The 25,975-nt window shown below is 65.1% G+C and carries 29 protein-coding genes and 1 tRNA gene; 16 read left to right on the top strand and 14 right to left on the bottom strand.

Translation table 11 applies throughout. From position 1 onward, the window contains the following. Positions 1–15: 15 nt before the first annotated feature. Complete coding sequence (locus OU994_RS02180) at positions 16–921, top strand: TraB/GumN family protein (RefSeq protein ID WP_281609447.1); 906 nt, start codon at positions 16–18, stop codon at positions 919–921. 203 nt (positions 922–1,124) lie between these two features. Here OU994_RS02180 and OU994_RS02185 read toward each other — a convergent pair. Then, positions 1,125–1,199: transfer RNA gene (locus tag OU994_RS02185), tRNA-Thr, on the bottom strand. Positions 1,200–1,259: 60 nt separating this feature from the next. Continuing rightward, complete coding sequence (argB, locus tag OU994_RS02190; RefSeq protein WP_130186820.1) at positions 1,260–2,186, bottom strand: acetylglutamate kinase; 927 nt, start codon at positions 2,184–2,186, stop codon at positions 1,260–1,262. A 166-nt stretch (positions 2,187–2,352) separates the two neighbouring features. On the opposite strand from argB, the gene OU994_RS02195 reads away from it, so the two are divergent. Then, complete coding sequence (locus OU994_RS02195) at positions 2,353–2,580, top strand: cysteine-rich CWC family protein (RefSeq protein ID WP_281611562.1); 228 nt, start codon at positions 2,353–2,355, stop codon at positions 2,578–2,580. A gap of 40 nt (positions 2,581–2,620) precedes the next feature. Here the strand turns inward: OU994_RS02195 and OU994_RS02200 are convergent, their stop codons facing one another. Next, positions 2,621–3,460, bottom strand: a complete 840-nt coding sequence (locus tag OU994_RS02200; RefSeq protein WP_281609448.1) for a PHB depolymerase family esterase — start codon at positions 3,458–3,460, stop codon at positions 2,621–2,623. Between OU994_RS02200 and OU994_RS02205 the strand changes: the two genes are divergently transcribed. The 4 genes from OU994_RS02205 to OU994_RS02220 all read left to right on the top strand — a co-directional run bounded on the left by OU994_RS02205 (position 3,459) and on the right by OU994_RS02220 (position 6,215). Then, complete coding sequence (locus OU994_RS02205) at positions 3,459–3,722, top strand: hypothetical protein (protein ID WP_281609449.1); 264 nt, start codon at positions 3,459–3,461, stop codon at positions 3,720–3,722. The two genes, OU994_RS02200 and OU994_RS02205, sit on opposite strands and share 2 nt — an antisense overlap. Before the next feature lie 290 nt (positions 3,723–4,012). Continuing rightward, positions 4,013–4,216, top strand: coding sequence for a DUF1289 domain-containing protein (locus OU994_RS02210; protein ID WP_281609450.1), 204 nt, complete (start codon positions 4,013–4,015; stop codon positions 4,214–4,216). Positions 4,217–4,240: 24 nt separating this feature from the next. Further along, the gene (locus tag OU994_RS02215) at positions 4,241–5,149 is read left to right on the top strand and encodes an MBL fold metallo-hydrolase (RefSeq protein ID WP_281609451.1); all 909 of its coding nucleotides are present in this window, start codon (positions 4,241–4,243) and stop codon (positions 5,147–5,149) included. 112 nt (positions 5,150–5,261) lie between these two features. Continuing rightward, entirely contained in the window at positions 5,262–6,215 is a 954-nt protein-coding gene (locus tag OU994_RS02220) for a nitronate monooxygenase family protein (protein WP_281609452.1), read from the top strand. Between the two features lie 175 nt (positions 6,216–6,390). On the opposite strand, the gene OU994_RS02225 is transcribed toward OU994_RS02220, so the two are convergent. From OU994_RS02225 to OU994_RS02270, 10 genes are all read right to left on the bottom strand, one after another. Continuing rightward, a complete protein-coding gene (locus tag OU994_RS02225) occupies positions 6,391–7,089 on the bottom strand; it encodes a hydrolase (RefSeq protein ID WP_281609453.1) in 699 nt (232 codons plus the stop codon). A gap of 104 nt (positions 7,090–7,193) precedes the next feature. Then, positions 7,194–7,766: a hypoxanthine-guanine phosphoribosyltransferase gene (locus tag OU994_RS02230; protein WP_131148355.1), complete on the bottom strand. Its 573-nt coding sequence runs from the start codon at positions 7,764–7,766 to the stop codon at positions 7,194–7,196. A gap of 232 nt (positions 7,767–7,998) precedes the next feature. Further along, a complete protein-coding gene (locus OU994_RS02235) occupies positions 7,999–9,267 on the bottom strand; it encodes a phenylacetate--CoA ligase family protein (protein ID WP_281609454.1) in 1,269 nt (422 codons plus the stop codon). Further along, on the bottom strand, positions 9,264–9,620 hold the full coding sequence (locus OU994_RS02240; RefSeq protein WP_281609455.1) for an MmcQ/YjbR family DNA-binding protein: 357 nt from the start codon (positions 9,618–9,620) through the stop codon (positions 9,264–9,266). The genes OU994_RS02235 and OU994_RS02240 overlap by 4 nt, the downstream gene beginning before the upstream one ends. Beyond that, positions 9,617–10,417, bottom strand: coding sequence for an ABC transporter ATP-binding protein (locus OU994_RS02245; RefSeq protein WP_281609456.1), 801 nt, complete (start codon positions 10,415–10,417; stop codon positions 9,617–9,619). The genes OU994_RS02240 and OU994_RS02245 overlap by 4 nt, the downstream gene beginning before the upstream one ends. Continuing rightward, entirely contained in the window at positions 10,414–11,709 is a 1,296-nt protein-coding gene (locus OU994_RS02250) for an ABC transporter substrate-binding protein (RefSeq protein ID WP_281609457.1), read from the bottom strand. Before OU994_RS02250 ends, OU994_RS02245 begins: the two co-directional genes overlap by 4 nt. 22 nt (positions 11,710–11,731) lie before the next feature. After that, the gene (locus OU994_RS02255) at positions 11,732–12,790 is read right to left on the bottom strand and encodes a branched-chain amino acid ABC transporter permease (protein WP_281609458.1); all 1,059 of its coding nucleotides are present in this window, start codon (positions 12,788–12,790) and stop codon (positions 11,732–11,734) included. A gap of 1 nt (position 12,791) precedes the next feature. Continuing rightward, a complete protein-coding gene (locus OU994_RS02260; protein ID WP_174800463.1) occupies positions 12,792–13,688 on the bottom strand; it encodes a branched-chain amino acid ABC transporter permease in 897 nt (298 codons plus the stop codon). Continuing rightward, entirely contained in the window at positions 13,684–14,556 is an 873-nt protein-coding gene (locus OU994_RS02265; protein ID WP_373922534.1) for an ABC transporter ATP-binding protein, read from the bottom strand. The genes OU994_RS02260 and OU994_RS02265 overlap by 5 nt, the downstream gene beginning before the upstream one ends. A gap of 13 nt (positions 14,557–14,569) precedes the next feature. Further along, positions 14,570–16,516 carry an AMP-binding protein gene (locus OU994_RS02270; RefSeq protein ID WP_281609459.1) on the bottom strand — a complete coding sequence of 649 codons (1,947 nt, stop codon included), beginning with the start codon at positions 16,514–16,516 and terminating at the stop codon, positions 14,570–14,572. A gap of 267 nt (positions 16,517–16,783) precedes the next feature. Between OU994_RS02270 and OU994_RS02275 the strand changes: the two genes are divergently transcribed. From OU994_RS02275 to OU994_RS02310, 8 genes are all read left to right on the top strand, one after another. Then, positions 16,784–17,401: a Crp/Fnr family transcriptional regulator gene (locus OU994_RS02275; RefSeq protein ID WP_281611564.1), complete on the top strand. Its 618-nt coding sequence runs from the start codon at positions 16,784–16,786 to the stop codon at positions 17,399–17,401. 149 nt (positions 17,402–17,550) lie between these two features. Beyond that, positions 17,551–18,567 (top strand): alpha/beta fold hydrolase, encoded by a 1,017-nt coding sequence (locus OU994_RS02280; RefSeq protein ID WP_281609460.1) that lies wholly within the window; start codon positions 17,551–17,553, stop codon positions 18,565–18,567. A 60-nt stretch (positions 18,568–18,627) separates the two neighbouring features. Then, positions 18,628–20,457 carry an aminopeptidase P family protein gene (locus tag OU994_RS02285; protein WP_281609461.1) on the top strand — a complete coding sequence of 610 codons (1,830 nt, stop codon included), beginning with the start codon at positions 18,628–18,630 and terminating at the stop codon, positions 20,455–20,457. Beyond that, entirely contained in the window at positions 20,454–20,717 is a 264-nt protein-coding gene (locus tag OU994_RS02290; RefSeq protein WP_131148345.1) for a hypothetical protein, read from the top strand. Before OU994_RS02285 ends, OU994_RS02290 begins: the two co-directional genes overlap by 4 nt. A 1-nt stretch (position 20,718) precedes the next feature. Then, positions 20,719–21,459, top strand: a complete 741-nt coding sequence (locus OU994_RS02295) for an MgtC/SapB family protein (RefSeq protein ID WP_281609462.1) — start codon at positions 20,719–20,721, stop codon at positions 21,457–21,459. A 224-nt stretch (positions 21,460–21,683) separates the two neighbouring features. After that, positions 21,684–22,268: a DUF924 family protein gene (locus OU994_RS02300; RefSeq protein WP_131148343.1), complete on the top strand. Its 585-nt coding sequence runs from the start codon at positions 21,684–21,686 to the stop codon at positions 22,266–22,268. Continuing rightward, positions 22,268–23,089, top strand: a complete 822-nt coding sequence (locus OU994_RS02305; RefSeq protein WP_281609463.1) for a Rossmann-like and DUF2520 domain-containing protein — start codon at positions 22,268–22,270, stop codon at positions 23,087–23,089. The genes OU994_RS02300 and OU994_RS02305 overlap by 1 nt, the downstream gene beginning before the upstream one ends. 148 nt (positions 23,090–23,237) lie before the next feature. Further along, the gene (locus OU994_RS02310) at positions 23,238–23,600 is read left to right on the top strand and encodes a hypothetical protein (protein ID WP_281609464.1); all 363 of its coding nucleotides are present in this window, start codon (positions 23,238–23,240) and stop codon (positions 23,598–23,600) included. Positions 23,601–23,734: 134 nt separating this feature from the next. Here the strand turns inward: OU994_RS02310 and OU994_RS02315 are convergent, their stop codons facing one another. Continuing rightward, on the bottom strand, positions 23,735–24,307 hold the full coding sequence (locus OU994_RS02315) for a molybdopterin-dependent oxidoreductase (protein WP_281609465.1): 573 nt from the start codon (positions 24,305–24,307) through the stop codon (positions 23,735–23,737). Between the two features lie 130 nt (positions 24,308–24,437). Between OU994_RS02315 and OU994_RS02320 the strand changes: the two genes are divergently transcribed. After that, positions 24,438–25,034, top strand: a complete 597-nt coding sequence (locus tag OU994_RS02320; RefSeq protein WP_281609466.1) for an alpha-ketoglutarate-dependent dioxygenase AlkB — start codon at positions 24,438–24,440, stop codon at positions 25,032–25,034. A 223-nt stretch (positions 25,035–25,257) separates the two neighbouring features. Next, positions 25,258–25,845: an outer membrane beta-barrel protein gene (locus OU994_RS02325; protein ID WP_281609467.1), complete on the top strand. Its 588-nt coding sequence runs from the start codon at positions 25,258–25,260 to the stop codon at positions 25,843–25,845. The last annotated feature ends 130 nt before the right edge of the window (positions 25,846–25,975 follow it).

Raw genomic sequence — 25,975 nt, forward strand, 5'->3', positions numbered from 1 at the left:
CGCCAGATTATAGTGATGTTTTGTTGCCTGTTCGTGTTTACCACGGGCCCGGCGGCGCGGGCGGTGGCGGCGGATGCGGTTCAGAACCGGGGCGCGCTGTTCCGCGTCGAGGCGGCGCAGGGAAGCGCGGGCCACGTCGCATGGCTGTTCGGCACCATCCACGTGGGCACGAAGAGCTTCTATCCGCTCGAACCGAAGATTACCGCGGCACTGGAAAGCGCCGCCGTGCTGGCGCTGGAAGTCGATCCGCTGGGCAGCCAGGACGCCATCGCCCGCGCGGTGCGCGAATATGGCATGTACCCGTCCGGCCGCGGTCCGGCATCGGCCGACTTGCCCGCCGCATACCGGCCCCGCCTGGAGCGCCTGTTGCGCCAGTACGACGTGCCGCCCGCCTCGGTGGCGCCGATGAAGCCGTGGATGCTGGCCAGCCTGCTGACGGTGCGCGAATTCGAACGGCAGGGTTACCAGACCGACCTGGCCGTGGAGATATGGCTGTCGCAGGGCGCGCGGGCCCGCAAGCAGAAAATCGTCGAACTGGAATCGGTGCAGGCGCAGATGGCCCTGTTCGGACGCATGACCACGGGCGACCAGGCGCTGTTCCTGCAGGAGACGATCGATGCGATCGATGGCAGGGAGCAGGCCAGCGACGCGCGCGCCATCGCCACCGCGTGGGCCACGGCCGACCAGGCCGCGCTGGACCGCATCGCCGCCAAGACCGCTACGGACGATACGTTCTCCGGCCGTTTCGTCAGCCGCGTGCTGCTGGACGAGCGCAATCCGCTGCTGGCGGACGGCATCGTGAAACTGCTGGCGCGCGAAAAGCAGAGCGTGGTCGCGATCGGGGTACTGCACCTGGTCGGCAGGAACAGCGTGCCGGAACTGCTGCGGCGGCAGGGCTTGCGGGTGGAGCGGGTGTACTGAGCGGACCAAGAACCGCGAACGAACAGGGAAACGCGAACGAAGAACGGGCGATACCAGGCGAGGATACTGCCGGGAAGATGACTTGCGGGGAGGTGCTGTGAGGAGGTACGGCGTGTGAAGTACTGCGTGTGGAGATACTGCGTGAAGTGATCGTGCGTCCGGTGCTTGAAAGATGGTGCCCCGGAAGATGGTGCCCCGGAAGATGGTGCCCTTTACGTGGATTGAACACGTGGCCTCTCCCTTACCAAGGGAGTGCTCTACCACTGAGCTAAAAGGGCATCGGTACTGCGGATATTGAGTCTCACTGCAAAAAAGGGCGGCTGTACCGCCCGTTTTTTTTAGTGAGACCGGATCATAGTGCCAAATGCCTGTTCGGTCAACACTTCCAGCAGCAGGCTGTGTTCGATGCGGCCATCGATGATGTGCACCGTGTTGACGCCCGACTTGGCGGCATCGAGGGCGGACGAGATCTTCGGCAGCATGCCGCCGGAGATCGTGCCGTCGGCGAACATCTCGTCGATCTCGCGGGCCGACAGGTCGGTGACCAGGTTGCCGGTCTTGTCCTGCACGCCGGCGATATTGGTCATCATGATCAGTTTTTCAGCCTTCAGGATCTCGGCGATCTTGCCCGCCACGACATCGGCATTGATGTTGTAGGCCTGGCCATCCTGGCCGAAACCGATCGGCGAGATAATGGGGATGAACGCATCGTCCTGCAGCGCCTTGACGACGGCCGGGTTGATCGCGTCGATCTCGCCGACGAAGCCGATGTCCAGGTACTGGCCGGGGTTTTCCTTGTCCGGCATGGCCATCTTGCGTGCGCGGATCAGGCCGCCGTCCTTGCCGGTCAGGCCCACGGCCTGGCCGCCGTAGTGGTTGATCAGCATGACGATGTCCTGCTGGACTTCGCCGCCGAGCACCCACTCGACCACTTCCATCGTTTCCTCGTCGGTGATGCGCATGCCCTGCACGAACGTGCCCTGCTTGCCGATCTTCTTCAGCGCATTGTCGATCTGCGGGCCGCCGCCGTGCACTACCACCGGGTTCATGCCGACCAGTTTCAGCAGGATCACGTCGCGCGCGAAGCCATGCTTCAGGCGCTCATCGGTCATGGCGTTGCCGCCGTATTTGATGACGATGGTCTTGCCATGAAAATTGCGGATGTAAGGCAGCGCCTCCGCGAGGATCTGCGCCTTGATTGCCGGGGAAACGGCGGCGAGGTCATCGGCTGGCACATCCAGGTTCAAATTCGACAGTTGGCTCATGGCGGGTCCGGTAAAGAGTGTGGAACGATTTTACAGCGAAGCGGTCTGGAAGGCCGCATGCCACCGGCCTGTAACGGCCGGCAACGAAGATTTTGACGCGCATTATAGAGCCAAATCCGCATCAAATAAGTTGTCATTCCCGATACGATCGATTAGCCTCGGCACGATGAGCACCTGCGAGCGCTGCGGCGCCACTTTTCACTGCGCGATGGCGGATAACCAAGCCAGTAGCGAGGCCGGCGGCGATGAGGCGCCGTGCTGGTGCACGCATCTGCCGCCCGTCGTTCCGGTTCCGCGACAGGATGGGGCAAAGGTAGAGCAGACCGCCACGGCGGCCGTGGGCTGCTGGTGCCCGGACTGCCTGAAGGCGCATATCGCGGCGCTGCGGCGGTAAAAAGCATTGCGGCGATAACGCGGCCCGGCTTGTCGGGCGCTCAGCCACCGCGCACCGTCGCGAAGAAGCGCATCATTTCGCGGCTCGCGTCCGGCCCCTTGCCGTCGGTATAGCTGCCGGCCGGGCTGCCGCCCGACCAGGCATGGCCGGCACCGTGGATCACCCAGTGCTCGGCCAGCGGCGACCCGTCGTGCAGCCAGTGCTTGGTGCGGGTGTACGCATGGCCGTCCGGCACGCGCCCGGCCAGGCGCGACGGCAGCGCCTTCGGCCCCAGCGGGTGGCTGCGCAAGCCCTGCGCCATCAGCTCCTCGCCGTTGGCGGGATGGACGGTCGTATCCTGGTCGCCGTGGAACACGATGATCGGCAGGCCGGCGCTTTTCACCGCGCGGGCACTGGCGCCGCGCTTCATCGCCGACAGCGCCGACGGCAGGTCGCGCGCCGCAGCGAACGGCAGGCCGGAATGCACGCCCACGGCGGCAAACAGTTCCGGATACAGGGTGCCGACGATGACGGCCATCGCACCGCCGGCGGACATGCCGGCAACGTACACCTGGCCCGGTGCGACTGGATAGGTATCGATGATGTCGCGCGCGATGCCGGCGATGATCGACGGTTCGCCCTGGCCGTGCTTCTGGTCGAGTGCACTGAACCAGTTCCAGCAGCGCGAACTGTTCGCATCCCCCGACTGCGCCGGATACACGACGAAGCAGCGCCGTTCCTCGGCCACCGCGTTCATTCGCGTGCCGGCGGCGAAATCGTCCGGATCCTGCGCGCAGCCGTGCAGCATCACCACCAGTGGCAAGGCCTGGCCTTTCCAGCAGGACGGAACATACAGCTTGTAGGAACGGCTGCCCGCCTCGTTGGCATAGACGCCGCTCATGAAGTGGGCTCCCGGCGGCAGCCTTGCGGGGGCGGTCGGTGTATCGAAGACCGCGTCGGGCAAGTCGAACCCGGGCCGCCCGGATGTGGCACGGGTGGACGCGGCGTGCGCCTTTGTGGACTGGGCCGCGGTGGGCGGCGCTGTAGTGGGCGATGTAGTGGACTGGTTACGGGACGGCGGCGTGTGTGCCGCCCTGGACGATCCGGTCAGGCTGCTGCCGAACAGCAGCCTGACCGTCTTTCGCATCTGCTTGAGCCAATGATGACCTGCGTTCATGCTGTTCCCCGGGGCTGTGGAGGCGTAGGTTGGTAACGGGCCAGCCGTGCGGGCGAAGTATTCATCGTATTCGATTCATCGGGATCGAATCATCGGGATCGAATCATCGGGATCGAATCATCGGGTACGAATACTGATCGTCGCGCGCCGTGCTGCGTCTCCTCTGCGCTCCGTGCGGTCCACGGGCCTTTTTTGGCCCAGTATAGCCAAATTCGCCAATCCGGGGTGCCGCACTGTATCGGCTAGAATACAGCCTCGCCAGAACGCTACCGCATCATGAAAACTGCTTTGCCGGAACATGTCACGCCCGTCCCGTCGCCCTGCGTCAGCCTGTGCAAGATGAACCGGGACACCGGCTTTTGCGAGGGCTGCCTGCGCACGATCGAAGAGATCGTGGCGTGGGGGCGTGCCGACGACGACTACAAGCGCGCCGTGTGGGCGCAGTTGCGTTTGCGCGAGCAGACGATCGACTTCGACTGACGTCCGGCAGCTGTCCGGAAAACGATGACGACCTTACCCGACTCCATCCGCGTGTTCGAACGCGGCTGGCTCTCCGCCAACAATGTGCTGCTGGTCGGCCGCCATGACACGGCGCTGATCGACAGCGGCTACGTGACGCACGCGCCGCAAACGCTCGAGCTGGTGCGCCACGCGCTGCCGGGCCGCCGGCTCGACCGGCTGTTCACCACCCACCTGCATTCCGATCACTGCGGCGGCAACGCACTGCTGCAGGCGCACTTCGGCTGCGATACGTTCGTGCCGGCTGCCGAGGAAGCCAAGGTGCGCCACTGGGACGAAGAGGCGCTGACGTTCCGCGCCACCGGCCAGCAATGCCCGCGCTTCACGATCGACGGCGTGGTCCGGCCCGGCGACGTGCTGGCGGTGGGCGACCTCGAATGGCACGTGCTGGGCGCACCCGGCCACCATGCGCATTCTCTGATCTGGTACTGCCCCGCGCACAGGATCCTGGTGTCGGCGGACGCGCTGTGGCAGAACGGCTTCGGCGTGATCTTTCCCGAGCTGGAAGGCGAGGAGGGCTTCGCCGAGGCGGGCGCCACGCTGGACCTGATCGCATCGCTGGACGTGCGCCTCGTGATTCCCGGCCATGGCGCCATGTTCGAGGACGTGGAGGCATCGCTGGCGCGGGCGCGGCGGCGGCTCGATTTCCTGTCGTCGAAGCCGGCCCACAACGCCGAATATGCGGTGAAGGTTTTGCTGAAATTCCTGCTGCTGGAGCGGCAGCGCATTCCCGTGGCCGGCGTGCGGGCGCTGCTGGCATCGATCCCGCTGGTGGTGGAAACCAACCGGCGGCACTTGCACAAGTCGGAAGAAGAACTCGCCGCCTGGGCCGTCAAGCAGCTGGTCCGGGGCCTGGCGGCGAAGGTCGAGGGCGACGACCTCGTGAACGTATAACGGCCGAGCAGTGGTAGAGCGTTACGTCTAGAATTCGCACGATCGTACTTTTATAAGTCTATAATCGTTTGATTCGATCCATCCCATCAACTTCATCAACAGCGAGTCGACCATGGCCTTGCCTCCCGTGCTGCAAAACCTGTCCCTTCCCGTGATTGCATCGCCGATGTTCATCGCCAGTGGCCCCGAGCTGGTGGCGGCGCAGTGCAAGGCCGGCATCGTCGGTTCGTTCCCGGCCCTTAACGCCCGGCCGGCCGAGCTGCTCGACACGTGGCTGACCGACCTGCAGCGCGAACTGGCCGAGTTCCAGGCGGCCAATCCGGACAAGAAAGTGGGCCCGATCGCCGTCAACCAGATCGTGCACCAGTCGAACGACCGCCTCGCCCACGATGTGGAAGTGTGTGTGCGTCACCAGGTGCCGATCATCATCTCGTCGCTGCGCGCGCCGCCCAAGGAAATGCTCGACGCGATCCACAGCTATGGCGGCATCGTGCTGCACGACGTGATCTCGATCCGCCATGCGCAGAAAGCGCTGGAAGCGGGCGTCGATGGCCTGATCCTGGTGGCGGCCGGCGCCGGCGGCCATGCCGGCACGCTGTCCCCGTTCGCACTGGTCGGCGAGGTGCGCAAGTTCTTCGATGGTCCGATCGCGCTGTCCGGCTCGATCGCCACCGGCGATGCGATCCTGGCCGCGCAGGCGATGGGCGCCGATTTCGCGTACATCGGTTCGCGCTGGCTGGCCACCCAGGAATCGAACGTGACCGAAGCGTACCGCGAGGCGATCGTGGAATCGTCGGCGGCCGATGTCGTCTACACGAACCTGTTCACGGGCGTGCACGGCAACTACCTGAAAAAATCGATCGTGGCCGCCGGCCTCGATCCGGAAGCGCTGCCCGAATCGGACAAGACCAAGATGAGCTTCGGCTCCGGTACCGCCAAGGCATGGCGCGACATCTGGGGCGCCGGGCAGGGCGTGGGATTGATGGAAGACGTGCCGACCACCGCGGAGATGGTGGCGCGGTTGAAGGCGGAGTATGACGCGGCGCGCAAGCGGCTGGCGCTGTAATTGAAAAGGGGCCGTTGGCCTAATGCCGTTCAGTTAGTCCACCCCAAGTGCAAATTCTGGGGTCAGACCCGCCGGGTCTGACCCCAGCCCTTCGCCGTTGGGGTGAACGCATGCGCTTCCAATGTACCGGATGACGCTTAACTTAACGGCATCGAGGCCGCCGGCCCCTTTTGCTTTATTTCGCCGCCACCGGCGCCAGCGTTTCGTGCTGCGAGGTGGTGCGCTGCGGTGCATTGTGCACCATCGTGTAGGCGTAGTCGACGCCCATGCCGTACGCGCCCGAGTGTTCCTTGACGATCTTCATCACGGCATCGTACGAATCGCGGTGCGCCCAGTCGCGCTGCCATTCCAGCAGCACCTGCTGCCAGGTCACCGGCACCACGCCGGCCTGGATCATGCGCTGCATGGCCATGTCGTGCGCTTCCTTCGACGTGCCGCCCGAAGCGTCGGACACCATGTAGATCTCGTAGTCGCCTTCCAGCATCGCGCACAGGGCGAACGTGGTGTTGCACACTTCCGTCCACAGGCCCGCCACGACCACTTTCTTGCGGCCGTTCTTCGCCAGTGCGTCGCGTACCTTCTGGTCGTCCCACGAATTCATCGAGGTGCGTTCCAGGATGTCCTGGCCGGGGAACACGTCCAGCAGTTCGGGATAGGTGTGGCCCGAGAAGCTCAGCGTTTCCACGGTGGTGATGGTGGCCGGGATATTGAACACCTTGGCGGCTTTCGCCAGGCCGACGGTGTTGTTTTTCAGGACCTGGCGGTCGATCGACTGCACGCCGAAAGCCATCTGCGGCTGGTGGTCGATGAAGATGATCTGGCTGTTCTGCGGCGTCAGGACTTCCAGTTTCGGGTTGTTGGCGTTATTCGTCATGATGGGCACCTCGGTTGGGTTGTCAGTGGCGAAAATGGTATGCCAGACAACCCGCCGTGCCCATTGGCCTTATGTGGGAGAGCTTGCCGCCCCGATCAAGGGTGTCACTTCGACAAATCGGCGTTGTCGAGCGCCCACAGGCCGGGCAGGTTGCGCCAGTAGTTGTACGCATCCATGCCGTAGCCGACCACGAAACGGTTCGGTATCACCAGGCCGACCAGGTCGGGTTTCACGGGCTTGGTCTTGCCGATCGCCTTGTCCGCGAACACGACGATGACCACTTCCCTGGCGCCCATGTCCAGCAGGCGCTGCTTCACGTGCGCCAGCGTTTCACCTTCGTCGAGGATGTCGTCGACGACGATCACGGTGCGGCCCTCGACATTCGAGCGGGGTACCACCTTCCACACGACTTCGCCGCCGCGGTCTTCGTCGCCGTAGCGGCTCACGTGGATATAGTCGAATTCGAGCGGGAAGGTGAGCTGTGGCAGCAGGTTGCCGGTGAAGACGACGGCGCCGCCCATCACGCCGAGCACGAGCGGAAATTCCTCGAGCTGGTTGAAGCGCGCGTTCAAGTCGTCGGCCACCTGGCGCACGGCGTCGGACACCTGCTGGGCGGTAAAGATTTCCTCGGCGTTGTCCAGCAGCGCACGGGCCCGTTGATGATGAAATTCTTGCATGACGTGGAAAGTTGCGTTGAAAAATGCGCCAATTATCCGCGATAACGATGCGCTTGTCCGGTCCCGTTTCAACCGGACTGGCAAGATATCGGCAGCTTATCGGCTGGGTGTCTGCCGAGCGCTGGCAGAGTATTGGCAGATTATTGGCAGAGTGTTTACAAAGGATTGGCGGGGGTGTTCGCCGCGCAGCGGCCGCAGGCTGGCAGCGCCCGCGGGCCACTGCCCCCGCACCTCAACTGTAGTCGCGCCGGTCGTCGATTACTTTACCGTCGTTGGGCAGGCTGCCACGCTGCACGAACAGGATCTCGCCGCGCAGCTTCGTCACATCGCGCAGGGTGGCCACGATGGCCGCGCCATCGCCGGCGCTTGCCGGATCGTCCACTTCGCACTGCAAGGTCATCGTCTCGTTCGCGATCGTGCCCGTCACCACCAGCCGCGCTTTCGCCACGCCGTGCCGGCGCGCGATATCGTGCACCTGCGAAGGGTGCACGAACATGGCCCGCACCTTGGTGGTCTGGTCGGCGCGGCCCAGCCAGCCGCGGATGCGCGCATTGGTGCGGCCGCTCGGCGACGGTGCCGCGTCGACCAGCAGCGCGGACAGGTCGCCGGTGGCGAAGCGGATCAGCGGATAGTCCGGGTTGAACACGGTGAGCACCACTTCGCCCACCTCGCCGGGCGGCACGGGTTCGCCGGTGCCGGGCCGGACGATCTCGAGGATCACGTCCTCGTCCAGCACCATGCCGGGATCGAGCACGCCGGCGGTGCGCGTCTCGTACGCGATGCTGCCGGCATCGGCGGACGCATAGGCCTGGCACACGTGCGCAACGCCGTGCTCGGCGAACCACTTGCGCAGCGATTCGGGCAGCGCCTCGGCCGACACCAGGGCATGCGCCAGGCTCGATACGTCGGCCCCCGTTTCCGCGGCCTTTTCGAGGATGAGCTTGAGGAACGATGGCGTGCCCACATACGTATCGGGCCGCAGTGCCGCGATGGACTGCACCTGCAATTCCGTCTGGCCGCTGCCGGCCGGGATCACGGTGCAGCCGATCCGCGCGGCGCCGCTCTCGACCATGAACGCGGCCGGCGTGAAGTGGTAGGAAAAACAGTTCTGCAGCAATCCGCCGGCGCGCACGCCGGCCGCGTACATCGGCCGCGCGAAGCGCCACCAGTCGGCGCCGCGGCCCTCGGCATCGAAGATCGGCCCGGGCGACATGTAGATGCGCGACAGCGCGCGCGGCGCGGTGCTGGTCAGTCCGCCGAACGGGCTGTCCTGCCGCTGCAAGTCCTTCAGCTGCGACTTGCGCGTGACGGGCAACTGCGCCAGCGCGGCGCGATGATCGATCGCGGCGGCTTCCACGCCGTGCAGGATGCGCGCCCAGCCAGGAGCGGACTGCGCCTGCGACAGCAGCGCCGGCAGGCGCCGCATCAGGTCGCGCTCGCGGTCCTGTGGATCGCGGATTTCAAGGTCGTCCAGCGTGGCGCGGGACAAGAGCGTGTTCATGGACCGCCTTCCGTGATGTCCTTCTGCAGCTTTTTCGTCAGCTTGCCGAAAATGATTTCGTGCGCACGCCTGAGCAGCGCGGCCGCTTCCTCGTCCGACACGGCTTTCAGGTCGTCGATCTGCACCCATTTCGCCCGCGCCAGGTAGGGCGCGGGGATGATGCCCGGGCGGTCCGTCAGCGCCAGGAAGGCATCGTCGTCGACCTTGAAACTGATGCGGCCGGCCTTCGGGTCGGTGCTCGTGGCTGCAAACATCTTGCCGCCCACCGAGAAGACCAGGCTCGATTCCCATTTCACATCCTGCGTGGCGCCGGGCAGCCCGGCACACAGTTTCTTCGCCTTGTTCAGGTTCATGACAGCCACCGCTTGCGCCGCTTGTAGAATTTCTGGTCGCGGAAGCTGCGCCGGCCCGCGCCGGAAACGCCCAGGTAGAATTCCTTCACGTCCTCGTTGGCCGCCAGTTCCGCCGCAGCGCCTTCCATCACCACGCGGCCGTTTTCCAGGATGTAGCCGAAGTCCGCGTAGCGCAGCGCCACCATGGTGTTCTGTTCGGCCAGCAGGAAGGACACGCCCTCGTTCGTGTTGAGGTCCTTCACGATGCCGAAGATTTCCTCGACGATCTGCGGCGCGATGCCCATCGATGGCTCGTCCAGCAGGATCATGGTCGGCTTGGCCATCAATGCCCGGCCGATCGCGCACATCTGCTGCTCGCCGCCCGAGGTGTAGCCGGCCTGGCTGGTGCGCCGCTCCTTCAGCCTGGGAAAGTAGTGATAGACCCGCTCCAGCGCCTCGCGCAGCTCGGCACGCGACAGCTTGCGCGTGTAGGCGCCGGTCAGCAGGTTTTCCTCGATCGTCAGGTGGCCGAAGCAGTGGCGGCCTTCCATCACCTGCGCCAGGCCGCGCGTGACCAGCGCGTTCGGCGTCAGCTGGTCCACGCGTTCGCCGTTGAAACGCACCTCCCCCTTCGTCACGTCGCCCCGTTCGCCGCGCAGCAGCGTGGAGATGGTCTTCAGCGTGGTGGACTTGCCGGCGCCATTGGCACCCAGCAGCGCCACGATGGAACCTTGCGGCACTTCCAGCGACACGCCTTTCAGCACCAGGATCACATGGTCGTAGATGACTTCGATATTGTTGACGGACAGCGTACTCATGGCATGCAGGCCGGCTTCAGGTTTTTCTCGGCCGCGTACTTGTTCGACGATTCGTCGATCAGCTTCTTCACCAGCGCGCGGTCGCCCACGATCCAGTTCGGCGTGATGGCGTTCCACTTCTTGCCATCCCATTGCTGCACCTTCACGGCGCCGGAACCTTCGTGGTCCTCACAGCTCGTCTTCACGGGGGGGAACATGTTCGCCGCGCCCACCGCCTTCTGCCGCGCCGCGTCGATGTTCAGGTGTTCCAGGCCCCAGCGCATCTGCTCGCCGGTGACGGGCTTGCCCTTGCCGAATTTTTCCTGCGCGGTGCGCATCGCCTCGACGAACAGGATGCCGGCGGTCACGCCGCGCATGTGGTACACGGAACCGATGCGGGCCTGGTCGGACAGGTTGCCCTTGCCGGCCTTGTACAGTTTGGTACGGATTTCATCGAGCACCGGGTAATTGCCGGGGGTGTTGAACGACATCGCCGTGTAGCCCTTGGCGGCGTCGCCGGACGGCACGGTATCCTCCTCGGATCCGGCCCACCACACGCCGAGGATCTTCTCGCGCGGGAAGCCGTTGCGCTGCGCGGTCTTGATCGCCACCGAATTCATCACGCCCCAGCCCCACAGGATAACGTGGTCGGGCCGCGCCTGCCGGATCTGCAGCCACTGCGCCTGCTGTTCGCTGCCGGGCGGCGCCACCGGGACCTTCACCAGTTCGAAGCCCTGCTGTTTCGCCAGCGCTTCCAGCACCGGCAAGGGCTCCTTGCCGAACGCGGAATCGTGGTACAGGTGCACGATCTTCTTGCCCTTCAGCGAACCGCCGTTCTTGTCGGCCAGGTATTTCACCATCGCGGCGGCCTGGCTCCAGTAGCTGGAAATGAGCGGGAATACGTAGGGGAATACCTTGCCATTGGCCGCATCGGAGCGGCCGTAGCCCAGCATCGTCATCGGGATCTTGTCCTGCGGGATGCGATCGAGGATGCCATAGGCGATGCTGGTCGACAGCGGCTCGACCAGCGTGGCGCCGCCGCGCTGGGTTTTCAGGCGCTCGTAGCATTCCACGCCGCGCGACGGGTTGTATTCCGTCTCGCATTCCTGCCAGGCGATCTTGACGCCGTTGACGCCGCCCGCCGCGTTGACGAGCGAAAAATAGTCGATGATGCCGCCATAGAAGCCGGAGCCTCCCGAGGCGTACGGCCCGACGCGGTAGGAAGGCAGCGCCACGAACTGCTCCTGCGCGAAGGCGGGTGCGACGGTGGCAGCGAGCACTGCGCCGACGACGATCGAATGCAACAGCTTCATGATGGTCTCCTTTGGATTATTTTTAATGGGGGAATGGCCACAGGCGCAGCTTCTCCTTGCCGATCTGCCACAGCCGTGCCAGGCCGTGCGGCTCCACGATCAGGAAGAAGATGATCAATGCCCCGAACACCATCAGTTCCAGGTTCGACGCCACGCTGGTGGGCAGCGCGAGGCCATGCGCGGCGATGTTGAGGAACACCGGCAGCAGCACGATGAAGGCCGCGCCCAGGAACGAGCCGAGGATCGATCCCACGCCGCCGATGATGATCATGAACATGATGCGGAACGACAGGTCCAGGCTGTAGGCTTCCGGCTCCACCGTGCCCAGGTAGGCGAAGGCGTACAGCGCGCCGGCCACGCCGCAATAGAACGAGCTGACGGCGAACGCCAGCAGTTTGGTGCGCATCGGTCGGATGCCGATCACCTCGGCCGCCATGTCCATGTCCCGCACCGCCATCCACGAGCGGCCCACGTTGGAGCGCACCAGGTTCTTGGCCAGCAGCGCCATCAGCGCCACCACCAGCAGTACCAGCACGTACTTGCGCTGCGGCGTGTCGAACGCGTAGCCCATGATCTCGATGCGCTGCGCGGTGATCACGCCGGAAGCGCTGCCGCCGGTCAGCCACGAGATCTTCGTCAGGCACCAGATCACGAAGAATTGCGTGGCCAGCGTGGCGGCGGCAAGGTAGAACCCGCGGATGCGCAGCGACGGCAGGCCGAAGGCGATGCCGACGAGGGCCGCGCACAGGCCGCCCAGCACGAAGGCAAGCAGCATCGGGATGCCGGGGATGCGCGCCACGAAATTCCACGACGCGAACGCACCGACCGCCATGAACGCGGCGGTGCCCAGCGACAGCTGGCCGGCATAACCGGTAAGGATGTTCAGGCCCAGCGCGGCCAGCGCGAAGATCAGGAAGGGAATCAGGATCGCCGACAGCATATAGGGAGAGGCAAGGAACGGCACCGCCAGCGCGGCGATGGCCAGCGTGGCGATCAGTGCGATGCGGTCCTGCCGTATCGGCAGCAGCTGGCCGTCGGCTTCGTAGGTGGTGCGGAATTGCCCGGCTTCGCGGTAGAACATGTCAGATCCTCCGGATGATCTTTTCGCCGAACAGCCCTTCCGGCCGCACCAGCAGGAACAGCAGCGCCAGCACGTACGGGAACCAGCCTTCGATGCCGCCGCCGACCAGCGGCCCGATGTACACCTCGGCCATCTTCTCGGAAGCACCGATGATCAGGCCTCCGACGATCGCGCCCGGTACCGACGTGAAGCCGCCCAGGATCAGCACCGGCAGGGCCTTCAGGGCGATGAATGTCAGGGCGAACTGCACGCCGTTGCGCGCACCCCACAGCAAGCCCGCCACCAGCGCCACCACGCCGGCCACGGCCCACAGGATCGCCCAGATGCGCTGCAGCGGAATGCCCACGGCGAGGGCGGCCTGGTGATCGTCCGCCACGGCGCGCAGGGCGCGGCCGACCTTGGTTTTCGCGAACAGCAGCGCCAGCACGGCAACCAGCACGCCGCAGATGATGGCGGCGATCACGTCGAACTGCGACACCACGATGTTGAAGCGGTCCAGCAGCGATTGCAGCGGCACGTCCTCGATCGGCAGCGGCAGCTGGTGCACCTGCGAGCCCCACAGCAGCTGCGCCAGCCCTTCGAGGAAAAAGGCCAGGCCGATGGTGGCCATGAACAGCGTGATCTCCGGCTGGTTCACCAGCGGGCGCAGCACCACCCGCTCGATGGCGATGCCGAGGAGGATCATCGCCACCGCCGTGCAGGGGATGGCCAGCCACAGCGACATGCCGAACTTGTCCATCAGGCCCACGCAGGTCAGCGCGGCGAAGAACACCATCGCGCCCTGGGCGAAATTGAAGACGCCGGAAGCCTTATAGATCAGCACGAAACCGATGGCCACCAGCGCATACATCACGCCCGACAGCAGGCCGCCGATCAGGACCTCGAAGAAGAAATTAATGTCCATGGCCGCTTTCCACGCCTTCCGCGCCCTCTGCACCATCGGCCGCTGTTCCAAGGTAGGCCTTGATCACTTCCGGATTGCCGCGCACCTCGTCCGGCGTGCCATCGCCGATCTTGCGGCCGTAATCGAGCACCACCACCCGGTCCGAGATATCCATCACCACCCCCATGTCGTGCTCGATCAGCACGATCGTCGTGCCGAACTGGTCGTTCACGTCGAGGATGAAGCGGCACATGTCCTGCTTTTCCTCCACGTTCATGCCGGCCATCGGTTCGTCCAGCAGCAGGATTTCCGGTTCGGCGGCCAGCGCGCGGGCCAGTTCGACCCGTTTCTGCAGGCCGTACGGCAGGCGGCCGACGGGGGTCTTGCGGATGTGCTGGATCTCGAGGAAGTCGATGATTTCCTCGGCCTTGCGGCGGTGGGCGATTTCCTCGCGCCGCGCCGGGCCCCAGTACAGCGCCTGCAGCAGGAAATTCGACTTCATCTTGAGATTACGGCCGGTCATCACGTTGTCCAGCACGGTCATGCCCTTGAACAGTGCGATGTTCTGGAACGTGCGCGCGATGCCCGACTTTGCCGCTGCATGGCAATCCATGTTGCGCCGGTGCTGGCCGCGAAACACGATTTCCCCCTTCTGCGGCCGGTACACGCCGTTGATCACGTTCAGCATCGAGCTCTTGCCGGCGCCGTTCGGGCCGATGATCGCGCGAATCTCGTGCTGGCGCACGTCGAACGAGATGTCGGTCAGTGCTTTCACGCCGCCGAACGACAGCGAGATATTGCGCAGGTCGAGGATCACGGGGCCGCTGTCCTTGCCCATGCCACGGCGGGGCTGGAACAGCGTGTCGGGTTCGTTCATCAGCATCGGTGCTTCTCCATTACGCCGCGCGCCGCACATCGGGCGGCAACACGCGGCTGTCGGCAATGCGCAGGTCGGCCGCCACGATGCCGCTGCGGCCATCCTCGAACTTCACCTGCGTTTCAATGTACTGCGAGGCGCGGCCCGCATACAGCGCCTCGATGAGCACGCGGTATTTTTCGGCAACGAACTTGCGGCGCACCTTGCGCGTGCGGGTCAGTTCATCGTCGTCCGGGTCGAGCTCCTTGTGCAGCACGAGGAAGCGGTGGATCTGCGTGGCGCTCATGGCCGCGTCGGCAGCCAGGTCGGCGTTGACCTTTTCCACGCATTCCGTCATCAGCGCATACACCTGCGGGTGGGCGGCCAGGTCGGCATAGCCGGAGTAGGCGATGTTGCGCCGTTCGGCCCAGTTGCCCACGGCGTCCATGTCGATATTGAGGAAGGCGCACACGGTATCGCGCCCATGCCCGAAGGCGACCGCTTCCTTGATGAACGGGAAGAACTTCAGCTTGTTCTCGATGTAGTTCGGGGCGAAGATCGCGCCGCCGTTCAGGCGCCCCACGTCCGCCGCGCGGTCGATGATCTTCAGGTGGCCGTCCGCGTCGAAGATGCCGGCATCGCCGGTGTGGAACCATCCCTGCGGATCGATCGCCTCCATGGTGGCATCGGGCCGCTTGAAGTAGCAGCTCATCAGCGTGGGCGACTTGACCAGCACTTCGCCATTGTCGGCCAGCTTCACGTCCACGCCCGGCGCGGCCATGCCGACGCTGTCGAACTTGATCTGGCCATCCGGCTGCAGGCAGATGTAGGCGCAGGTTTCGGTGGAACCGTAGAACTGCTTCAGGTTGATGCCGATCGAGCGATAGAAGCGGAACAGGTCGGGGCCGATCGCGGCGCCGGCCGTATAGGCCACCCGTACCCTCGACAGACCCAGCACGTTCTTCAGCGGGCCATACACGAGGAGGTCGCCCAGCGCATAGCGCAGCCGGTCCGCTGCCGGGACGGGGCGGCCGTCGAGGATGTCGGCGCCCACGCGGCGCGCCACTTCCATGAAATGATGGAACATCCGGCGTTTCAATGTGCCCGCATCTTCCATGCGGATCATCACCTGCGTCAGCATGCCTTCGAAGATGCGCGGCGGGGCGAAATAATAGGTGGGGCCGATTTCACGCAGGTCGATCGTCACCGTTTCCGCCGACTCCGGGCAATTCACGGTGAAGCCCGCCACGAGTGCCTGGGCAAAGGAAAACAGGCAATCGCCCACCCACGCCATCGGCAGGTAGGACAGCACGTTTTCACTGTCCGTCAGCCGTTCGAAACCGGTGCCGCCGGCGCCGGCGGCGATCAGCGCCGCATGCGTCTGGCAAACGCCCTTCGGCTTGCCGGTGGTGCCGGAGGTGTACAGGATCACCGCGTTGTCCGATCCGCGGCCCGCTTCCACGGCGGCGTCGAAACCGCCCGGGTTGGCCTGGTCCCACGCGCGCCCCGCTTCCTGCAGCCGCGCGAAGGACACCAGTTCGCGCTGGCGGTAGTGGCGCATGCCGCGCTCGTCGTCGTAGGCGATGTGCTCGATGCCGCCGTATTCGGCCTTCAGCTCGAACAGCTTGTCGACCTGTTCCTGGTCTTCCACGATCGCATAGCGGATCTCGGCGTTGTCCAGCACGTAGGCCATGTCCGCCGCCGGCGCATCCTGGTACAGCGGCACGGCCACGCCGCCCAGGCATTGCGCGGCCAGCATCGCCCAGTAAAGGCGCGGCCGGTTGTCGCCGATGATGGCCAGGTTCATGCCGCGCGTGAAACCAAGCGCGGCAAGGCCGCAGGCCAGGGCGCGTACTTCGTCGCCCGCCTGGGCCCATGTCCAGGCCTGCCAGATGCCCAGGTACTTTTCCCGGTAGGCGCACTTGTGCGGCCGGGTCCGCCCGTGTTCCAGCAGCAGGCGGGGGAATGTCTCCGGTATTGCGTCCATCAGTATCTCCCATTCGGATGCAGGGTGCGAGACGCGCTTTTTATGCAATGATATTAACTGCGATGCCTGCCCGGCGGTTGTCGTTTCAAAGACAATCGCCGCCACTTTCGATGGTGCGTTGCAATATGGGGCACATCATGAAGACAGCACGAATACAGCATAAACACAGCATAAACACAGCATGGATGAAGTGTGGACGACAAAATTCCCAGCCTGAAAGAAGCATTGCGCGGCGCCCTGTGGGCGCAGGCGCTGACGCCCGAGCAGATGGCGCGCGTGGAAGCCACCACGTTCGAGGTCTTCGTGCCGAAAGGCGGCTTCGTGTGCCACAAGGGGGAACTGGTCGACAACTGGATCGGCATCATTGCCGGCATGGTGAAGATGAACAATTTCTCGCCGTCCGGCAAGAGCGTCACCTTTACCGGCGTGCCGCCCGGCGGCTGGTTCGGCGAAGGCTCGCTGCTCAAGGACGAGCGCCGCAAGTACGATGCGATGGCCCTGCGCGACAGCCGCATCGCCCGCATGCCGGCCGACACCTTCCACTGGCTGCTGGAAACCAGCCTGCCGTTCACGCGCTTCCTGCTGATGCAGCTGAACGAACGGCTGGGCCAGTTCATCGGCATGGTCGAACACGAGCGGCTGCTCGATCCCGATACCCGGGTGGCGCGCTGCCTGGCCTCGCTGTTCAACACCCACCTGTATCCCGGCAGCGAGCGGCTGGTGCAGATCTCGCAGGAAGAAGTCGGCCTGCTGTCCGGCGCGTCGCGCCAGCGGGCCAACCAGGCCCTGCAGGTGCTGGAGCGGGAAGGGTTGTTGCGCGTGGATTACGGCGGCATCCGCATTCTCGACCTGGAAGGGCTCAGGAGCTTCGAGGCGCATGCCTGAACCGCGCCATCCCTGCAGGTTCTTGGCCTGATTTTCCATGGCTGTCCCAGCCGTGTTGTAAACGATTCGCGTTCTGTGTTAGTGCCTTAACAAATGGCAGCTCCTTCCTGCTTTAGCCTGTCTCGGACACGGTGAATCAGGAGCTTTTCATGTTACAGCTGAGCAGAAAACAAGCGGGGTGGGCGGCAGTGGCAGGGGCGCTGGCGGCCGCCTACATGGTGGTACGGACCAAGACGAAACAGGCCGAGGCGGAGAATCCCCCGGCTGGCCAGTTCGTGACCGTCGACGGGGTGAAGCTGCATTACCTGCAGCGGGGTGCCGGCCCCGTGGTCGTGCTGTTGCACGGCAATGGCGCCACGTCGCAGGATTTCGAACTGTCCGGCCTGATCGACATGCTGGCGCGCGACCATACGGTGATCGCCTTCGACCGCCCGGGCTTCGGCTACAGCGACCGGCCACGCAGCACCATCTGGACGCCGGCCGAGCAGGCCACCTTGCTGGCCGGGGCCCTGAAGACCTTGCAGGTCGACCAGGCCATCGTGCTGGGCCATTCCTGGGGCACGCTGGTGGCGCTGGCGATGGCGGTCGACAACCCCGCGCTCGTGCGCGGCCTCGTGCTGATGGGCGGCTATTACTACCCGAGCCCGCGCGCGGATGCGGTGCTGATGTCCGGCCCGGCGATCCCCGTGGTGGGCGATGTGATGCGCTTCACGGTGTCGCCGCTGCTGTCGCGCCTGCTGTGGCCGGGCCTCGTCAAGAAAATGTTCAGCCCGCGCCCGGTGGCCGACAGTTTCGAGCGCTGGCCCAAGTGGCTGTCGCTGCGCCCTTCGCAACTGCGCGCGTCCAGCGCCGAAGCCGTGATGATGATTCCGGGTGCCGCCAGCCTGCGGCATCGCTATCCGGAGATCACGATGCCGGTCACGATCTTCTCCGGCGACGGCGACAAGATGGTCAACCACGAGCACAATGCCGAGCGGCTGCACCGCGAACTGCTGCAAAGCCAGCTGCATACGGTGCAGGATGCCGGCCACATGCTGCATTACGTGGCGCAGGACGAGATCGTGCGCGCGGTACGCGATATCGCCGAGGGCCGCCCGCGCATGGCCTTCCAGCAGACCACGCATCCGCTGGACGTGGACAACGAGCAGCCGAGGGTGCTGCACTAATGAGCGGCTGCGCGGTATCATTCGGCCACGTGTCTTTCGCATGTGCCACCGATACCCACCATGTCCACCCTTGCTGCTTCCACCATCGCTGATTCCACCGCCGCCGACCGCCTGGCCGCGCTGCGCCAGGCCATGCGACACCACGGCGTCGATGCCGTCGTGGTGCCGTCGTCCGATCCGCACCTGTCCGAGTACCTGCCGCCGCGCTGGAAAGGGCGCGAATGGCTGTCCGGCTTCACGGGATCGGTCGGCACCTTCATCGCCACGCAGGATGTCGCCGGCGTGTGGACCGATGGCCGCTACTGGACGCAGGCTGAAAGCGAACTGGCCGGCACCGGCATCGCGCTGATGAAGATCTCGTCCGGCGCCAGCACGGAATACGTGAACTGGCTGGCGGCCACCATGGCCGCCGGGCAGGTCGTCGCGGTCGACGGCGCCGTGCTGGGCCTGGCCATCGCCCGGCTCCTGCAGGCGGCGCTCGATGCGAAAGGCGTCACGCTGCGCACCGATGCGGACTTGCTCGACGAAGTGTGGCGCGACCGGCCCGGCCTGCCGCACGATCCCGTGTACGAGCACGCGCCGCCGTATGCCGCCACGCCGCGCACGGAAAAACTGGCCGCGCTGCACGCGGCGATGCGCGAGCAGGGCGCCGACCGCCACCTGGTTTCCACGCTGGACGATATCGCCTACCTGTTCAACCTGCGCGGATCGGACGTGAACTTCAACCCTGTCTTCGTCGCGCATGCGCTGGTGGGGCTGGACCACGCCACGCTGTTCGTGGACGACGGCAAGGTCAAGCCATCGCTGGCGGCGAAACTGACGGCCGACGGCATCACCGTCGCGCCGTATGCGCGCGCCACCGCCGCGCTGGCCGAACTGCCGCCAGGCACCGTGCTGCTGCTCGACCCGCGCCGCATCACGCACGGCACGCGTCAGGCCGTGCCCGGCCACGTGAAAGTGGTGGAAGCGATCAACCCCAGCACGTTCGCCAAGTCGCGCAAGACCGAGGCGGAAGCCGTGCACGTGCGCGCCACGATGGAGCAGGATGGTGCGGCGCTGTGCGAATTCTTCGCCTGGCTGGAGGAAGCGCTGGCGCGCCGCCACGAAGCGCCGCTGGACGAGGTGGACATCGACCGCCACATCACGGCTGCCCGGGCGCGCCGGCCGGGCTTCGTCAGCCCCAGTTTCGGCACCATCGCCGGGTTCCGGGCCAACGGCGCGATCATGCATTACCGCGCCATCGAAGGGCAATGCGCCGTCATCGATGGCGATGGCCTGCTGCTGATCGATTCCGGCGGCCAGTACATCGGCGGCACCACCGACATCACGCGCGTGGTGCCGGTGGGCGACATCACGGCCGAACACCGGCGCGACTTCACGCTGGTGCTGAAAGGGATGATGGCATTGTCCGCCACCCGTTTCCCGCGCGGCACGAAGGCGCCGCTGCTCGATGCCATCGCGCGTGCGCCGATCTGGTCGGCCGGCATCGACTTCGGCCACGGCACCGGCCACGGCGTGGGGTTCTTCCTCAACGTGCACGAAGGACCGCACGCCATCACGCCTTCGATGATGCCGGAGGCGCATACGGCGATGGAACCGGGCATGATCACGTCGATCGAGCCGGGCATCTACCGGCCCGGCAAGTGGGGCATCCGCATTGAAAACCTGGTGCTGAACCGGGCCGACGGCACCACCGAGTTCGGCGAGTTCCTGCGCTTTGAAACGCTGACGCTGTGCCCGATCGACACGCGCTGCATCGACCGCGCACTGCTGCGCGACGACGAAATCGCGTGGCTGAACGATTACCATGCCACCGTGCGCGAGCGCCTGGCACCGCTGGTGAGTGGTGCCGCCCTCGCATGGCTCAATGAAAGGACCAAGGCATTATGAGTTCCCGTTCCACCAGGGCATCCAACGCGATCGACCGGCTCAAGCAGCGCAGCGGCAATCCGGGCTGGTCGATGTCGATCACCGGCAGCGGCCACTTCTTCCTGACCGAGGGGCCGGGCAAGCCGCCGCTGTGCCCGCCGATGGAGCTCGACGAATTCGTCGCCTTCGTCAATGCGCAGGGGCCGCAGACGCCGAAGCGCATCAGCAAGAACGATGTCGAATTCGAAAAACAGCTGGTGAAGAAGCCGCCCAAGGCCTGACATGACGCGCGACCTGCTGGGGGCCTACTGGACGTCCGCCGAACTGGTGACGAACGGCGTCATCTTCCTCAACCTGCTGGGCGCGCTGCTGCTCGGCATGCTGGTCGGCTACGAGCGCTCGTACCATGGCCGCGCCGCCGGCATGCGCACCTATGGACTGGTGTGCATGGCATCGGCCGCGCTGACGGTGATCGGCGGCTATCCCGAGCACTGGTTCGGCGGCCAGATGACCGCGCTGGTGGGCACCGATCCCACCCGCGTGATCCAGGGCATCGTTACCGGCATCGGCTTCCTGGGCGCCGGCGTCATCATGCGCGAGGGATTCAACATCAGCGGGCTGACCACGGCGGCATCGATCTGGGCATCGTCGGTGATCGGCATCCTGGTCGGCGTGGGCTTCTATGCGGCGGCGATGGGGCTGTCGCTGCTGTCGGCCGTGGTGATGATCTACCTGTCGAAGATCGAGGCGTGGTTGCCGTCGCGGCACGCGATCGCGATCACGCTGCGCTTCAAGCCGGGCTACGAACCGCAGGAAGCGCGGCTGCGCGCGATGGCGAACGAGCGCGGCTACGAGATCGCCGGCGGTTCGCTGATGATCGCGCTGCAAGGGGGGCGAATGGAGTGGCGCTTCGTTGCGCTGGCCCACAGCAAGCGCAGCGGCGCCCCGCTGGGCAAGCTGGCGGAGGAGATGGCGCACTACGAAGGCGTGGAAGGGTTCCAGATCACGCATGCCCGCAACTGAAAAAAATTTCGTGAGACCGGGGGCAGACCCAGATGCTGCTTGGATAAGCTCACCCCAAGTGCAAATTCCGGGGTCAGGGAGGAATACTGGCATGCATGCCAGGACTCCCTCCTGACCCCAGCCCTTCGCTGTTGGGGTGCATGCATGCACGTCCAATGCATTCAAAAACGGTGACAGGCTCCGATTTTCCTGAAACAGCCTGGCGCATCACATCGAGGACAACAATGCTCGTCACATCGCAAGACGTACTGGATTTCTGGTTCCTGCCGATTGGCGTGAAGGGCCATAACACGCAGCGGCCGGAATGGTTCCGCAAGGACGATGCATTCGATCGCCAGGTGTTCGCCGAGTTTGGCGATGCCGTGGAAGATGCGCTGGCGGGCGGCCTGCGCCAGTGGGACGACGAAGGCACCCAGGGTGCGCTGGCGCGCATCCTCGTGCTGGACCAGTTCACGCGCAATATCTACCGCGGCACGCCGAAGGCGTTCGCCGGCGATACGCTGGCGCTGGAAGCGGCGCTGGCGATCGACAACTCGGGCGCCAACCAGACACTGCCCCCGGTGCAGCGCGCGTTTTCGTACATGCCGTTCGAACATGCCGAGAACCTGTCGATGCAGGACCGCTCGGTGATCCTGTTCGACAAGCTGGCGGCATCGGCCACGGGCTTCGAAAGCATGCTCGATTTCGCGAAACGCCATCGCGACGTGATCCGCAAGTTCGGCCGCTTCCCGCACCGCAACGCGATCCTGGGCCGCACGTCGACGCCGGAAGAAGTGGAATTCCTGCAAACGCCGGGATCGGGATTCTGATGCGCACGCTGGCCATCGTCGGCGCCGGGCACGTTGGCCGCACGCTGGGGCGCCTGTGGCAGGCGGCCGGCGTGTTCGACATCGCCGGCGTGCTGGCCCGTTCGCCGGCCTCCGCGCAGCGCGGCGTGGACTTCATCGGTGCGGGCGTTCCCGTCGCGCACCCGGCCGACCTGCCCGCGGCCGACATCTACCTGCTGGCCGTGACGGATGACCAGATCGTGCCCGCCTGTGCGGCACTCGCGGCCACGCGGCCGCTGCAGGGCGCCATCGTGTTCCACTGCAGTGGCGCGCTGGCTTCCGGCACGCTCGAGGCGGCGCGGCAGGGCGGCGCGCTGCTCGCCAGCGTGCACCCGGTGCGCAGTTTCGCCGACCCGGCCGCCGTGGTGGCCGCGTTCGCCGGCACGTTCTGCGGCACGGAGGGCGACGCCGCTGCACTGGCCGTGCTGGTGCCGGCGCTGGAAGCGATCGGTGCGCGGCCGGTGGCGATCGATCCGGCGGCCAAGACGGTCTACCATGCCGCGGCCGTCTTCGCGAGCAATTACCTGGTCACCGTGCTCGATGCCGCGCTGCGTGCCTACCAGGCGGCCGGCATCCCCGCGGACGTGGCGCGCGAGCTGGCGCAGCCACTGGCGCAGGAATCGCTGTCGAATGCCTTCCGGATGGGCGCGGCCGAGGCACTGTCCGGCCCCATCGCGCGGGGCGATTACGCGACCGTACAGCGGCAGCAGGCCGCCGTGTCGGCCTGGGATGCCGATACCGGAACCCTGTATGGCGCACTCGTGCCGCCCACCGCCGCGTTGGCCGCTCGCAAGCCTCGATAACCGCCAGTTAATCTTGTCGTGTTGACGTCAAAGCGTTGCGCCCGAGCAAAAAAACTGTCACGATCATCGACAAAATTGGCGCGAGGCAATAAGCTAGGTCCTCTTATCACTTATCACCGACCGGCGCCGCGCCGGACAGGGGACCGTTATGTTATTTCTGAAGTCCACGACCGTTACCAAGGCGCCCGGTATCTACGAGGTCGACATTGCCGCGAAACCGCCCGGCAAGACCTATGGCGTCTACCTGGCGACCGACCCGGACAATCCGCCGACCGCCGTGCTGGAGGCGCTGGCCGCCGCCGGCTTCCTGCAGACCCACAGCTCCGCCTACACCCACAAGGATCGCGGCAAGGTGCTCGACCTGCATTTCCAGAAGGATGGCACGGACCTGTTCAAGGGCTGGAAGCTGGAAGAGTGCGAAGCCAACATGGCGCAGATCAACAAGATCTTCGGCGATGTCGGCGTGGCCTTCACGCCGCGTGTCATGAGCCTGGCCGAAGCCTACGCCTAAGCGAAAAAGTTTCCTGGAAAATCGGGTACGTCCCCATTTTCCAGGAAGCCTGCGCGTAACGGCAGGGACAAGAATCAGGGGCGGTCCGGTAATCCGGTCCGCCCCTGTTTTTCATTCCCGCCCCCGCCGATAGCTCAAGCCACATCGATGTGGTACAGGGCCCAGGGGCAGGCGCCGAAGCGCTCCGCCACGGGGCGCGCCGCCATCTCGGGCACCCGGTCCGCATCGTAGACCGCCCACAGCGGCCCCAGTCCGCCGAGCGCCATCGGTGCGCCATCCAGGTGCGTTGCGACAATGAAGCGCTGCTTGCGGGCCTGGGCGCCGGTAACGGATGCCGCGTAGCCGTCGACGGCGCGCAGCGTAATGCGGGTGCCGTCGGCCACGGCGACGCCTGCCGCCTTCAGCACGTCGGCCAGCAGTGGGCCGGACAGCGTGTGCACCTTGCCATCGTATTCCAGCGTGGGCCGGATCGTCAGCGCCGGCAGCGCGGCCAGCGCCCCGTAGTCGAATGCCCATGCCTTGTCGAACGACAGCTTCTGCTTGAACATCATCTGGTCCGCCACCGGGTCGAACCTGGCGCGGTTGGCTTTCGGAATAGTGCCCGTGACCGTCAGCAATGCCGGGCCGCGCTGCGCGGTCTTCGGCGCGGCCAGCGCCGGCGCCGCGCCGGTGGCCGCCAGCGCGGCCAGGAAGGTACGTTTCTCCATCAGGTTTCCTTGTTGTTCTCGTTGCGGGAGTGGCCCACCCGCGGCCGCTCAGCGATGGCCACTCAATGGTGTCCGCTCAGCGAGGTCCATTCACATATGTCCCTTCACTTGTGTCCATTATCATAGCGTGATGGACCTGTTCCCCGCCGATGCTACCCTGCAGCCGATCCCGATCGAGGATGGCGAACTGGCGTTCCTGCCGCAACTTCCCCTGTCCCTGCCGAACGCCGCGGTATTGCGCCAGCTGCTCGATGACATCGCCTGGCGCGAAGAAACCATCTACCTGTTCGGCAAGGCGCAGAAACAGCCGCGCCTGTCGGCCTGGTATGGCGAGGCCAGTTACACCTACTCTGGCCGCACCTTCCACCCGCTGCCATTCACGCCGCTGCTGCAGGACATCCGGCGCGCCGCCGAAGCGGCCACCGGCAAGCGGTTCAACAGCGTGCTGCTGAACTGCTACCGCAACGAACGCGACAGTATGGGCTTCCACAGCGATGACGAACCCGAACTCGGCCCCGAACCGGCGATCGCCTCCATCACGTTCGGCGCCACGCGCACCTTCATCCTGAAGCACAAGAAGCAGCCGGCCACGGTGAAACTGGACCTGACCGACGGCAGCCTGTTGCTGATGGCGGGCGCGCTGCAACAGCACTGGCGCCACGGCATCAACAAGGAAAGCAAGCCGCGCGGCTTGCGCATCAACCTGACATTCCGCCTGATTCGGTAGAACCGTTCCGCGACGACACTTTATTAGGGTTTCTTAAGGAAACGCCGTCAGTTTGGGCGCGTCCGCTTCGTTTCAATAGCCATTACATCTTCTAACAATTATTACGGAAATGGACCTTTTATAAATATAGTCCGGTGTTATCTTGGTCTCGTCGCGGTTCCAAACACACTGAACAGCGATCCCGCAGCACTGTAAAACCAACCATTTTGCTGAGAGATCAACCATGAAAAACACCCTTCTTGCCCTTGTCGCTTCCGCTGCCGCCTTCGGCGCCGTGTCCGCCCATGCCGCCGATGGTTCGCCCTATGTGGGTATCGGTGGCGTCGTGTCCGAGCACCGGTACAACAACATGGCCGGCGACACCACCGGCGCCGACAACGCCAAGCACGAGTACGGCGGCAAGTTCTTTGCCGGCTACCAGATCAATCCGATGTTCGCCGTGGAAGCCGGTTACACCGACTTCGGCAAGTCCGATTACAACTATGCGGTCAACGGTGCCCGCGGCCGTGGCGAGGCGGATTCGAAATCGTATTACCTGGCGGGCAAGGCCAGCTACCCGGTGGCTGAAAAGGTCAACGTGTTCGGCAAACTCGGCGTCGCGCACAACAAAAATGACGTGAGCGTTTCCGGCCTGGCCGGCAACTACCGAGGCGAGTCGAGCCGCAATGCCGCGTATGCCGCGCTGGGCGCGGAATACGCGGTGACGGAAAAGGTCGGGCTGTCGCTCGAATACGAGCACTACGGCAAGAACGAAGTGGATATCGGCCGCAGCAAGGGTGCCGTGTCCCTGAACGCGCGCTACAGCTTCTAAGCTGCGGCGCGGTGCACAGGTCGAGGCCGGGCGCGACAGCCGGGCCGCGTGTTCGATGCGGCCCAATGTCCCTGTGCCCGCCTCCCCGCAACACCTTTCTTCGTGACGGAAGAAAAAACGGACTCCCTCG

The sequence above is a fragment of the Pseudoduganella sp. SL102 genome, from assembly GCF_027856995.1.
Lineage (GTDB): Bacteria > Pseudomonadota > Gammaproteobacteria > Burkholderiales > Burkholderiaceae_D > Rugamonas > Rugamonas albidiflava.